Raw genomic sequence first — 14,604 nt, 5'->3', positions numbered from 1 at the left:
TTGCCGGATGAGCTGGTTTGTGATGCCGTCGACGCGGACGGTACCGCCAGCGGAAATGATCAGCGGGCCGTTGTCGGTTTCGACGTTCACGTCGATGCTGCCGCCGGTGTGAATTTCAGGCGTGACACCATAGAAACCGACCGTCCCGGCGCCGATGACGTCCTTGCCGGCACTGAACAGGATCGTGCTGCCATCGGGCGCGTCGATGTCGCCTTTAAGGATGATGTTCCCACCGGAATGGACATCGATCGTCGACGTGGTGTCGCCACCGATAAACGAAATGTCGATCGGATAGTCGGCTTTGAGCGTGTGCGTGTAGTAGTCGGTAACACCGGTGGCGGTGGTGATTTCGGTGTGAATGGTTTTCTTTCGCAGCCATCCACCCCCGGTGGTCCAGCGTCGCGCGTTCTGGCTCTCGTTTTTAAAATCACTGCCCACGACGTTACCTGGGAAGATACCGCCGGAGGCTTTCGGGAAATCACCCGACGCAACGACTTCCCATTTGTCGGTGTCTCCGTAGTCTTGTTTGGAGAGTTCGAATTCGGCGGGAAGGGGACCGACGTATTTGTAGTACAGGTTCGATCCGTTGAGACCCTCGTGGTTGTTCCCAACGATATAGACGTGAGTGTTCGCCTTCATTTCGACGGTGGCGTCGGGAGCCTGGGAATATTTGATTGTGTAGGCTTTTCCATTCGCATAGGTGTGACCTGATTCATTGGTCGGATAGCCAGCCTCGCCGGCACCGACGAGGACTTCGGACTCGAGAATCGGGTAGGCGTCACGGAAGTTGACGGTTTCCCATTTAAACGATCCGTCTTTGACGAGGAAGTCACCGAAGGCGTTGTCACCGAACAGGTTGAACGAACGTTTCTCGTACTTCTGAACAACGACCTTGGTTTTGTCTTGGCCTTCGACCCAGACGTAGAGCAGTTCGGGTGCGGGATCGCTGTTGCCGAATTGATTGACGATACCTGGACGGTATTGCATGACCGGGTCGGCACTGGCGTCGGTGACGGTCGGATTGGTTGGGTGCAGTGAATATTCAATGCGAGAGAGTGCGTCGACTCCGGATGCCGTGTCTGATTCGCCTTCGATGAACGTTCCGACGTAGTTGGTTGCCTCCATGCCGGCGTCGCTCATCGTGTAGACCGTTTTGGTCAAACTGTTCGTATCGAGCAGGATGATTTGGCCGACGCGGTCGGTGGTCGTGTCGATCTCGTTGAGGATGACGTCGTAACCGCTTTGGTTGTCGATCTTGACATTGGCGTGTCCATGGGCGGCGACGATGCGTCCGTTACCTGTCGACATCAGCCGTCCGGCGAGTGTGATGCGTCCGCCGGTGGGAGTGATCGGGTTGAAAACGATCGCTTGTTTGGCCGCGTCGAAGTAACCGCTGACGGGGACCGAAACCGGTTCCGCACCGCTGGTAAATGTGATCCCGCCGATACCGTTGCCGTTGCTGTCGGTCAGCGACGTGGTTGAGGAGTTTTGATGGAATGTCGATGGGACGTTAACGGTGATCGTGTCGACGCCTGATTGGATAAGTCCGTTGACGTTGAGTTGACGTGCGGTGATCGTGATCGCACCCTGCGCGGTGATCGCGGATTCGTCTTCGTTGATGGACTCCTCGAGGTTGCTTCCTCCGCCCGGAATCGGGATGTAGAACGTTCTGGTAAACAATCCAAAGAATGAGAAACGGAACGAGCGGAAGGCCGGAACTCCGACATCGGCTGCGTCGTCGTAGGTTCGATATCGCGGGTTACCATCTTTGTTGAAGACGGCACTGCGGTAGTACTGGTAGTTGATGTATTGCCGAGGGTCGCGATTGGTATGCAGCCAATCTTCGCTGTTGAGATTGAAGTCTTTGCCAGCCTCGATGTTGACCGACGCACCACGCACTTCGCCGCTGACGGTGATGCTGCCGAACGCGTTGACGATGTGAACCGATCCGTTTTCGTTGACAACATCGCCGCTGATGTAGAGATCGTTTGGGGCGGTGAACGTGGGGGGAGTGCCCTCAGTGACCAGACCGTCAGTCGATTCGGTGTTGGGGACGGCGATTCCCGCGTCGTCGGCGGTCATCGTGTTGTTGGTGATCGTGATCGTCGAGGTGCCGAAGCTCGATGAGTTGTCTCCCGTGCTTGCTCCGGCGTGACCTGCGGGTGCGTTCGGATCGGCGACGGGAAGGACTTTGCGATAGTTGTGGTAGACAAATCCGGGTTCGAACTGGACGAGCTCGTCATCTATCACGACGACCCGTCGGTTGTCGCGGACGATGGTCTCACCGACGATCGGGATGAACGGTGTGTTGTTTTCGATCGTGATGCTGGATTCGTCCCGAGCCATCACGTTGGGGTTGTAGGTGAACGGAGCCGAGGCGTCGACGTAAACCGAACCGGGAGCGGCGTAGATGTTTGGCAGTTCGACGAACATCGCGTCGAGTTCTTCCCGCACGACGGTGATCGTTTTGGTCACCGTACCGTTGCTGCCCGCTTCTTCGATCGTGCGTTGTTCGGTGAGGCCGAGGTCGGCTAGCGTCGCGTCGATTTGGGCGAGTTGGACTTCGTATCTCGCGATCGCTTCGGGGTTGTTGGAATGAGCGTTCATCCATTCGATGACCTGCTCGCGTTGTTCGAGCAACAGGTTGCCGACATTGCGATACGACAGCGTGGGCATGTCGATATCGGGGTTCTTAATGACGTAGAACTTGTTGTTGAGACTGGCTTCGAAGACGGCGGTCTGGCCACTGGTGTAGACGACAGATCCGTTCGATGCGGCTTCGGCTTGGGTCGGAGTTAAGACACCGAGGTCCTGCCACATCGAGGTGTCGGCGTAGTTGATGTTTTGCAGGATGAGCTGTTGGTCATCGAGTTCGGGCCGGAGGTTGCCTTGCCCATCGAGGGGGCGATAGCGATACGATCGGCCCGCGACGCCTCCGGTGTGGTAACTGCCTTCGACGGTGACGATATTTCCGATCGATACATCGACCGCAATTTGATCGACGGTGAGCGTTGCGAACTCGTAGGGGATCTGCGAATCAAGATCGAGGCCAAGGAATTCTGCGAACGCATAGTCGCCGTCGGCTTCGAGAAAGTTGCCGCCGTTGGGATCGAAGACGTAACCTGCGGGAGCGGGTTCGGAGGTGCTGGCTGCTTCGGTGATCTTCTGTTGATCGAACGCGACGCTGCGGATCACCATCACGGATTTATTGTAGATCCCTGCGGTGACGTGGGACGCGTCGGCTCCCGTCGAGACGGTGACTTCGGAGGTGCCGTTGCGACTCGTGTTTCCACCGACATCGTAGCCATAGGGGACGAGTGAGAGGCTGAGCACGAGGCCGTCCGTATCGACGCGGACGGGGATGTCAATGTTTTGCTCGGCAACGAGCACGACGTCTTTGAAACCTTCGATGGCCGCGTTGTTGTTGAGAGCCACGCGGTTGACGTAGGTGGCGTTGGCATCGGGCGTGCCGATCGCGACCGAAGGGCCGAGCGAGGCGGTGGTGACGTCGACGTTGCTGCTGAGCGAAACCAGGTTGGGGATTTGGAAGTTGCTCCGGCCCGACATGATCTGTACCTGAGCACCGCGGATCAGGCTGTCGTCGACGGTGATCGTGTTGTCGACGTTGGCGTTGGCGTTCGCATCGGCCCCAGCGGCGACACTCACGCCAGCGGAGAACAGATTGCTGCTGGGGAACAATCCGACGTCATGCGTTGTGGCGATGTTGACGTCGCCGCGTTTGTTAATCAACGAGGCGCCGCTGACAACGACGTTGGCGTTGGTATTTGAGCTGATGTCGCTGTTGGCGTGGGTGGCGCCGAAACCGGAAACGGCTTCGATCTTCGTCCGGTCGAACGCTTCGGCAACGACGATGGATTCGATCTCAAGCAGGCCTGGATTGTCCGCGGTTCCGCCGTCGACTTCGATCAAGGCGCCGTCGCTGATGGTGATTAAGGCTTCGACGTTGTCGCTGGTCGTGCCGATGTCGGTCTTGCTCTCAAGGATGGTTAGCGAACCGAGGCCGACCGAGCCGCTTTGCAGGTTGAATCCATTGTTGATGCCATCTTTATGGACGCGGTTGGTGGCTCCGATTGAGAAGTGGTCGGCGTAGATTTCCGCGCCACCGTTGATTTCGATGTCAGCATCACCGGTGAGCGTGTTATGAGTGCCGGCACCCGCACCCGTGGCGAGACCGACGGAGTAAGCGTCGGCTGAGGAGTCGACGTGCTGCGTGTTCGCAGACGTAATGCTTATCGGGCCGGCGATGACGACCACGTCGGAGCCGACTTTGGCGAGCGTGCTCTGGTTGCTGGTGATGGTGCTGTCCGATGCCGATGCGGACACGACACCGCCACCGGCGGCAACCGTGGTGGCGAGCAAATCGTCGTAGGAGGTTGCCGACATGATCAGGCGTCCCGCCGAAATTGCGGATCCGTTGTCGATCAGTGACGTGACGTCGGGGGCAGCGTTGGTGCCACGGTTGATTTCCGACAACATCACGCCGACCGCGATGGCGCCGAATGCTCCACCGAGAGCGTCCGCACGGGCGTAGCTCTCTCCATCGGCGAGGATAGACAACTCGTCTGAGGCGAGGATGACGGAGTCGTCGACCAACGCGTTGACGGTGGTGCTGAGGTTGGCATTGGCCGAGTTGGCGGCAACGCCAACGAGTGACGCCGAGACGCCCGCCGTCGTGGTGCGATCGATGTGGGCATCGGAATCGGCGCGGATCAGGACGTCGACGCCTTCGATGCGGGCCGATTCGACGGTCGCTTCGACGGTGCTGGCGAGATTGTTTGTCACCGTTGCGACGCCGATCGCGGCACCGAGGCTGATCGCGACTGTGACGGCGGTGGCATCCGCGTCGACGTAGGCGTCTTCGTTGGCGCGGGCTGTGACGGTGGCGTTTGACTGGACGACAACGCCGTCGGCGATGCTAGCTTTGACGTCGTTGGCAATGGTGTTGGTGATGTCCATGCCGCCACCGCTGGCCGAGACGAGGCCGCCGGAGACCGAGGCGACGACACCGGTGACTTTGTCGATCCGCATTGCTTCGGCGTCGGCCATGACCATGATGTCACCGACCGCGATGATCTTCATGGCTTCGTCGTTGGCGTCGGAATCGTCGTCGTCGATCCAAGCTCGCACGTCGGCGTCGATGGTGTTTTCGATCAGCGTGACGGCAACGGAAACCGCGCCGAGTGATACCGCGAGGGAGGCACCGACACCGGTGGCTCGTAAAACGCGTGAATCGGCCGTGGCCTTCACGGTGACGTCTTCGCCGGCGCCGGCGGACGTTCGGCTGAGGTAGGAGTGGGTGTCGTTGGACAGCGACGTGTCGCTGGTCGTTCCGGTGGCGGAACCGGCGAATCCGATACCCGCCGCGATGGCGACTCCACCGGCGAAGGACAACGTGCGGACGGTTTCAGTGCTCTTGGCGAGCACGTCGATGTCGTTGCCGGCCGAGACCATCGAATCGGTGATCGATGCGATCGTTTGGTGCGTGTTGGATCCCGACGCGGCGCCCTCGGTTCCGATCGTGTTGTCGGCGAGTGCGACACCGATCGATCCGGCACCCGCGACGCTACCGCCACTGACTGCGGCCGCGACCGCGAAGACTTTGGATTCGATGTGCGACGTGTTTTTGGCGTCGAGCAGAATGTCAGACCGGGTGATGCCGATGAGCACGGTCTCGGCAAGGTCCGGGTCGGGAGTGTCGAGTGATGGCGATTGATCTTCGACGGCAAAGATCAACGCCCCGTCGGCGACCGCAAACGAGTTGTCGATCGTCGTCGTGACGACGTTGTTGATTTCATTGGTCGCGGTCGCACCGGCACCCGACAACGCGATCCCGACCGAACCAAACGCGAGCGACACGGCGGCTGCCACCGATACTGATTCGATGGTCGCGTTTTCAGTTGCCGTCAGCGAAATGTCGCCTTCGTATTCGTTTTCGATCGTGTGCGTAAAGAAGTAAACGGTTTCGCCGTTGATATCTTCTTCGGTACGCTCGGTTGTGACGGTGGAGTATCCGGTCGTGTACATGCCCCGGTTGATATCGCGGATCGACGCGTCGATGTTGTTCTCGATCACGTTGGTGGCGAGCGACACACCGATCGCGAGTCCGATCCCATTGGCACCGAATGCGGCAGCGATCGCAGCGGCACCGGCGAAGGAATCGATCTGCGTGTTGTCGTCAGCGTCGAGCGAAACGCTGCGGGTGTGGTAGGTCGGGAAGCTCGTCGCGGAGAAGTTTGCGAGTTCCGACGCATCGGTGGTCAGGATGAATGCACCGTCGGTGCCGCGATAGCCTTCGATCGTCGGCGCGGCGTGTTCGCCGTCGATTGTCGAGGCGACGTTGAGCGTGATCTCGTTGTAGGAACCGACCCCGGCACCGGCCAGAGCAGCCGCATTGGAACCGAACGAGGCGGCGACCGAGGCGGCGAAGACAAACGACTGGATCTTCGAACGGGCTTCCGCGTCGGCGGTCAAATCACCCGTGGCAACAATCGCGGAGTCGTGCAGGATCGCACCGACGGCCTTGCCGATCGTTGGATCATTGGCGTCTTGGGCGACCGGGGCGATATCGGCCCGTTCCCATTTCTCACGGTCGTTGAAATCCAATCGGGTCAACCAGTTTTCGTCGGCCGAGGGATTGGGATCGCTCATCGCGGGTGCGCCGATGTAACGATAGACGTCACCGGCACCTGGACCCGCGGTGACTTGGATGGTTTGCCCGTTGGTGATGGTGATGTTGCGGTTGCTCAGGTCGTGATCGATCGCAACGGCCACGTCGGCTTGACCGATGATGTTTCGAGCCAGCGAGACACCGATGGCGGCACCGACGGCGTTGGATCCACCGGCGATGGCAACCGCAGCGGAAACGACGAACGAGTCGATCGCGGTGGATTGTTCGGCGTCGACATCGACGTGACCGTTCGCGGACAGCCGGCTGTCGACGATCGTTGCGAGAGTCGTGGCGTTGATGCGGTTGGTGGCTTCGGCACCTGCACCGGCAACGGCGACTCCGGTGCTGCCGAAGCTGGCGCTGATGGCGGCGGCCGCGGCGATGGCGTCGATCGAACCCGACGAATTCGCGCGGACGGTGACGTCGTTGACGGCGAAGTCGCGGACGAGATAGGTTTCCTCAGGGCTGCTGTCGGGGATGATGGTTCCCGTGTCGACGACGCGTTCGAAGTGGGCGGTGTCGATCGAAGCGAGCGTTTGTGAGGTGATCGTGTTTTTGGCGAGGCCGACGCTGATACTGACCGACACCGCGTTGCTGCCCGCGACGGCGATCCCGAGTGAGGCGGCTCCGGCGAGAGCGTTGATCTCGGAGGTGTTTTCCGAAACGACGAAAACGTCTTGAGCGTAAAACTGATGATCGGTTTCGTTCGTCGGGGCCGGCACGTTCTTAATGGCGGCTTCGGCGTCTGCGTTGATCGTGTTCTCCACCGACGCACCAGCACCGGCGAGTCCAACGGTGGCCGATGACGAGCCGCTGATCGCGACGCTGCCCGCGATGACGGTGGTGCTGATCCGTTGGCCCGAGATGGCGCTGACGTTGACGTCGTGTTCGATCAGCGTTTTCGAACCGTCGATAATCGCGCGGGTCGATCCGAAGTGATTCGTGGAACTGTTGTCGCCGATCGTGTTTTCGGCCACGGCGGCTCCGATAGCGAGTGATCCGCCGCTGGAGCTGGAAAACGATGCCGATGCGGCAGCTGCGATCACGGTCGAGACGATGCCGGCTTGACTGGTCGCGATCACGTCGAGATTGCCGCTCGATGTTTCGTCGCCATCGGCCACGTCGACAATCACCGTGCTGCCGACGATGGTCGCGAGGACCTCGGTCAAGATCGTGTTGCCGGTCGAGGCTCCACCACCGGAAGCAGCGAGTCCGTTCTTGCCACCGGCCGCGGCGAGTGATGCGGCTACGGCGACGGAAGAGATCGACGATTCGCTAAAGGTAAGTGTTTCGCCTTCTTTAAAGATGATGTAGGTCTTGCCGGCGGTCTCGTCAACGAACATCCACGACGTTCCGACGAGGTTGGCGTCGTCTTCCTTTTCGCTGCCGTCGCTGGCGAGGTCTTGTTCGTATTGGACATCCTCATCGGTCGACTGCTGCGCATCGCGAGCGGCTTTTTCCTCGTCGGTGAGCTCTTCGTCGTCGGCTTCTTCGACCGGCTCGAGGGTTTCGGTGCCGAGCTGCGAAAGCGTCAGGACTTGCCCGGCCGGTGCGGGGACACCAAAAATTTGTTGGTAGAGCGTCGCTTTGATGGAGGCGTCCGCAGACCGATCGGTGATGTATTCATTGGCGACGGTGTCTTCGTCGTCGGAGTCCGCTTTGGCTGCGTCGTCGAGGTTGGTCGGAGTGAGTCCGCCACCGAGAGCTTCGCCGGGACGGCCCAACGCTTGGGCGACCACGCGGACTTCGTCGTCACTGGTCACGATGCTGCCTGCTGAAATGCGGGCGATCGTTTGTCCTTCGATTTCGTTTTCGGCGATCGAGATTCCAACGGCGACACTGACGCCCGTTCCCGATGAGCCGACGGCGAGCGACAACGCGGCCCCGACGGCGTAGGCACGGATGCCCGATTGGTCTTCCGTGAGGACGTGGACATGACCGGTTTCGGTCGTTCCGAGATCGCCGTCATCGAGTCCCGCGGTGACGACCGAGGCGCCGCGGATTTCCGCGACGAGTTGACGATCGAGTTGATTCAGCATGCCGGAGCCCGACGCGGCGACGCCGACCGCGGCACCCTTGGTGGTCTTGGCCAGAGTGGCGGTGACGGCGGTGGAAACGGCGAGCATGTTGGAGGCATCAATGGCCTGAACCAAAATGTCGCTTCCTGAAGTCACGTGGGCATCGTCGATGACCGCGAGGGTGTCTGAGTCGATCGTGTTCCAGGAAAACGAACCGGCAATTGCGATCCCGACGCTCGCTCCGCTCTTGCGATTGCTCTTTGATCCGGAGACCCCAGCGGTGATGGCGAGAATGTCAGATGCCGCATCGGCCGCCACACTGATGTCGCCATCGGCGTGAACGTCGGCACCCGCAATCCACGACTGAGTATCGAGTTCGAGATCGTTGCGTGCAAACGATCCCGCCAGGGCGAGTGCGAGACCGCCGGCTTTGGCGGTGGCCACCGCGCCCGAGACCGCGGAAATGCTGGTTTCGTTTTGCGAGGAAACTGTCAGTTCGCCTGTCGCGTTGACATCACCGGACGTGTTGATGTAGGCGAGCGTGGAATCCGTAACGGAGTTCCAGGTCACGTCACCGGCGAGTCCGATACCGCTGGTGAAGGAGTTTTTGCCTTTGGCGCCTCCGGTTTTGGGAGATTTCGCGTTAGCGCCGCGAGCTTTGGTCTTGCTGACTTTGGTGCCGGCAACGCCGAGCGTCCACAACGATCCCGACATGCTGGCGTCGACGAGGATGTCACCGTTGGCATCGATGTCGAGGCTACTGCCCGATGCGGGAGGCGTGAGGCTGTCCCCTTTTTCGCCGACGATCGCTGCGGTTTCGCGATTGACGTCTTGCACACCCACCGAAATTCCAACCGCGGCGATTCCCGCGGTCTGCATCGCGCCGACCAATGACACGTGCGATGTTTCGTCGTCGGCGAGGACGCTGATGTTTCCGCCCGAGACGACCGCGTCGTCTTTGATATGTGCGATGGTCGTGTTGTCTTGATTGAGCACACTGACACTGCCGCTGACACCGACCTTGCCCGCTTCGCCGCCCGCTTGGACGAGATCGTAGCTGACCATGACTTCGGTGACCGACACGTTGACGTCGCCATCATCGCCGGCACGGACGAGTGCGCCGTTGCCAATCGTCGCGAGGGTTTCGTTGTTGATCGTTTGCAGGAGGGCCGATCCGCCCAGACCAGCGACACCGGCCCGGTTGCCAATCGGTGAAAGTGTGTCTTTAAGTTTCTCTTTGCCCTTGGCGACGTTGACGATGTTCTCGGCGTAGGCGTAGATCGTCACGATGCCGGCGAGATTGACCAGTTCGATGTTGGTCGACGCGTCCACGTTAACGCTCTGTTCGTCGGTCTGGTAGGCAACCTTTTGATTGATCCGTGCACCGTCACCAATCGTTGCGCCGGAGTGGTTGTCGTAGTCAACGACGGCGATAGAGGCCGCGATCGTGTACTTGGCTGCGCCCTCGACTCCGGCCGGGTTGTTTTCAGGATCGGTCCCGTTGCCGGCGACTTGGGTGGACGCCCAAATGTTGACCGTCTCGCCGAGTCCGAGATCGGGACCCATCGAGGTGTTGAGTTCTTCGCGGAAATCGGTGGAGAAGAACGTCTCGGCGTCAAAACCGTCTTCAATCGTCGAGCGGGTGAGTTCGCCAAAGGGCAGTGCGGCGATCGGATCGACCCAGAAAGGATCGGCGAGAATCGGATAGCTAAGTTCGCTGGTGACGTCGATGGCTTGTTTCGCATCGAGTTGACTGCCACCGCTGACCGTCGCGTCGACCGTGTTGGTGAAATTGCCGATTGAGAGAGCGAGGCCGGCGGCAAAGGTTTTGTCTTTGTCGCGGACGCGGCGTTTCTTGGGTTCGGTGTTGGGATCGTCATCGTCGCTGGCTTCGTCGCCGCCGTCGGAGATTACGGTGCCTTGTGATTTGACACTGACCGATTGCTCGGTCTTGGCGGTGATCGCAATGTCGCCGTCGGATTCGAGTTCCGATAAAGGCCCCGTGGTGGCGAGAACCGTGTGCGTGAACTCGCTGTACGCGACCGCTCCGGCGATCGAGAAACTGCTGTTGATGTTGTCGACTTGCCCGGATGCTTCACCGGCTTCTCCCGAGAAACTGCTCAGCCCGAAGTCGTCGCTTTCGGAATCGTCATCGTCGTCCCGGTCGACTTGACGTTGGCCCTTGGTGATCGCGTCGCGTGCCTTCGGTTCATCGCCGATGCCGGCGCCCGTCTCGACGGCGTTGGACGCGGTCAGCACGGCAGCCACTTTGATGCCCGATGCCATCATTGTCTGCAGTGAATGATCCGTGGACGTTGCACCCGAGACGGTCAGTTCGATCGGTGCGGCCGCGAATGCGTCTGACCGAGTTTCGCTCAACCGGATGGTTCTGTCGTTGATCCTGGTGACGTAGTAGGTTTGTCCGCCACCGAGGCCGCGGATCGCCGAGTCGCCAACGGTGACTTGGCTGAGGCGTTCAAAGGCGTGGTGATTGCCACTGACGTTTGTCGGGGCGGTCAAGTCGACTTCGCCGATTCCGTTGTGCAATTTGAATGTTTCGCCATCGACGTCGGAAACGGTGTACTGCGTCCCGGCGGTCATGCCATCGATGTCGACACCGCCGTCGTTGAGATACGTGATCACGTCGCCGTCAACAAAACCGTGACCGGGAAAGGTGATCGTGTTGTCGGTCGCGTTGACGGTGGGGCCGGCGGTCGGATCGAACCGAACCAGCCCTATGGTTTCGGTCGGCGCAGTCACGTACGGGGTGAACGTGATCTCAATGTCGGAATCGTTAGCGGTCAGCCGGTGGGTTTGCCCCGCGGTCGCGGTGGTCAAGTTCATCACGCTGCCCGAACCGACCGCGTTGTTGCCGGTGGGAGCCACACGCAGTTTGATCTCATCGAGGCTGACCGCTTCGACTTCGTAGGTGGCGTTGTCGACGAGACCGAACAGATTCGAGCCATCGGCGTGGTAGGTGACGAGGTCACCGGTCAGCAAGCCGTGATCGGTCAAGAACAACGTTTCGGTGTCGACGTCGGCGTCACCGTAGAGCACTTCGAAGGCGTGGAAGTCGGCCCCGAGCGTGGCGCCACCGGTGATCGTGATTGGTGCACCGGCGGTGGTTTGCAATTGGATCGTGTCGGCATCGACGACATCGATCAAATAGGTTTCGTTGGGGACAAGAGGTGCGACGGCATCGCCGCCTCCGGTGCGATAAACGACTGTGGTTCCGTCAACGAGTCCGTGTTCGGGAATGTTGAATTGGTTGCCGACAATCAAAGGCGAGGTACGTGAACCGTCAAAGTTGACGACGACATAGTCGCTCGTGATTGCGGCACCGAGCGTGATCGTTCCCGGATCGCTCAGGCTGACGATGTTCGCTGACGGATTGGTTTGCGTCGTCGCGAACTTGATCACGTCGCCGCTGACTTTCACGACGTAGTAATCAGTGCTTTCGAACAATCCAAACGCCGTGTTGCCTGCGGCGGTGTACCGGACCGTTTGCCCGGTTTCGAAACCATGATTGGGCAGTGTGATTTCGTTGGTGGCGGCGTCGATGATGGTCGACGCGGAAACACTGGTGGTCGTTTCCGGCGTGATCGCGGCAGCAGCCAGATACGCCGATCGACCTAATGTCTGTGTCTCGACGTTGGTCGGGTCGGTGCGATAGGTGACTTGGTCGCCGGTGACGAGTCCGTGATCGGCGGTGAAGGTAATTTGATCTGCGTCGTTGTCGACAGTTGATGATGGTTCAAAGCTGATCGGTGTGTTGGTGAACCCGAACGCGTGCGAGTCCCCCACGGCACCCGAGGTCAGGTTGATCACGACGAGCGGATCGCCATCGGCAACGGGTTTGGACAGTTTGATCGTTTTGCCCGTTCCGTCGTATTCGGCGACGATGTATGTCTCGCCGTCAGCCAAACCGCCGATCGGTCGGAGTGAATCGATCGGCTGAGTCTCGGGATCAGATCCGCCGACGACGTACTTCACTCGTTGTCCAACCGTGAACACGGTATTGCCGACCGCGATCGTGTTATCGGTCGTGTCGACGATGCCCGCGGCGGTGGGGTCGATGACAATCGCGTCACTTTGTTGCAACGTGTGAGTCGTTCCGGCCTCAATCAATCTCGCATCCAGATCGATCGAACTTTCGCGGGTGAACTGGATGTGGTCTTTGTCGATCACGACGACGCGAACGGTTTGTCCGTGAGTCAATCCGCCGATCGCGGTTCCAACGGTCGGTGAGTCACTCAGGTCCGTCGCGTCTTGGGCGAGGTAGATGAGTTCCTCGCCTGTTTCGAAACCGTGGTCCGTTATCTCGATCACATTGGTCATCGAAGCAACGGATGGGTCGAGACCAGATTGGTCGGCATCGGTTTTGGTGAATCCGATGAGGGAGGTCGCCGTGCCCGCGGTGATCTTACCGTCAACCGTGGCTGTGATGTTCGCGTCATCGAGTCCGACGGCGACGCCGATCCCGCCGCGTCCGTCGACAAAGATTTCCAGCCCACTGGTGGCAGCGTTGGTGACGTCACCGATCGCGTGGATATTGACGTTACCGGCGGCGTTGATCGTCACGCCGTGAGCGATGGTGGCGGTGCTGGTCGTCTTGGTGTTGGAAACGGCGATCGAGGCGCCGAGTGCGTTGGTGTTTGCCGGAGAGGCTTCTTTCTTGAATACGTCGCCTTCGGCGGCTTCCTCGTCGTCATCGAGTTCGTCCGCATCGGTATTGATCTCGGTACTCGCCGACACTTCCGCCGTCGTGGTCGCGTCGGAAATGATCGAGACGCTGCCGGTGTTGGCCGTGATCGACGCGCCGCCAGAAACGTTGATGATCGAGCGCGAGGTCGCTTGGCTGTATCCGGCGCTGAGGTTGTTGGCTGCGGAGAGGATCTTGCCGAGAGCCGATTTTCCGGACGTGTCTTCGGCGTCTTTCACCGCGACGGCGTCCGTGGAGGCGTCCACGGAGGTCGTCGAATTGATTTCGATGTCGCCTGATGCCGTGATCTGGGTTCCCGCGAGGTCGATCGACGCACCGCTCTCGCGGACCATCACCGACAAGGGGATGTTCGGCAGGATGCCGTCGTTGATGTATTCCTGAATGGGGCCAAAGATGTTGTTTTGAGCCCAGTCGGGTAGCTCGTCTGCGAGATTTTCGTCGGCTGCCGTGGCGTTGATACTCACCGAGGCAGCGTCAATGTCTGCGGAGCCGATGCGGATGTCGACGTTCTTTTCGCCGTAGCCGAATGGTCGTTTGCCACCGATGAACGAACTCGTGCGGTTGGCCGATAGGTCCAATTTTCCGTTAGCATCGATCGTCACATTGTCACCAACCATGATCAGTCGGTCGTCCAGTGCGATTGAGATTGGCAAATTGTCCGTGATCCCCGCGCCTACCTCATCGCCAACGCTTGACATCGTGATGTTGTTTGCGGTCAGCGACGTGGTCGTGGAAACATCGGTGGACGTGCCGGTTCCGCCTCCTATCCCAGTGCTACCGATGAAGATGGATTCCCCGATGAGCTTGAGGTTATTCGATGCACCGATGTCAAACGCACCGTAGACGTGGATCGTGTCGTTTCCGCCCAAACCGTCGATTTTTAGGTTGTCGAAATCCGCGATCGGTTTGGACGTTTGGGGGACTCCGTCGAGCGACCAATTCAGGACACCACTCAATGTGCTGACGACAATTTTGTTCGCGAACTCGTTTCCCTGAATTTCAAAATCCCCGGCCAGCAATTGACGTTGCTCGAGCGATTCGATTCGTGATAGACGAGTGCCAAGTTTGCTCTGCTTGCGTTTGCGGCTCGCAAGCTTGGAGTTCTTGCGAGTCGAGCGCGTACGAAACTGCTGGAGCAGGAAGTCGATATTCATCGGCTGGTGGCCCAAATCCAT

At 59.7% G+C, this 14,604-nt stretch carries 1 protein-coding gene (running past one end of the window); it reads right to left on the bottom strand.

All coding sequences use genetic code 11. The features are described from left to right. Positions 1–14,604, bottom strand: the 5' portion of a protein-coding gene (locus tag NB063_RS18650) for a hypothetical protein (RefSeq protein WP_250930273.1). Its footprint begins 12,699 nt before the window's first position; only the first 14,604 of its 27,303 coding nucleotides appear in the window; it begins with the start codon at positions 14,602–14,604; the stop codon falls past the left edge of the window.

Origin of the sequence: Aporhodopirellula aestuarii (genome assembly GCF_023701485.1) — a bacterium.
GTDB lineage: Bacteria > Planctomycetota > Planctomycetia > Pirellulales > Pirellulaceae > Rhodopirellula > Rhodopirellula aestuarii.
The sequence above is the reverse complement of the archived record's forward strand: the minus strand, read 5'-3'. Positions and strand labels throughout refer to the sequence as shown.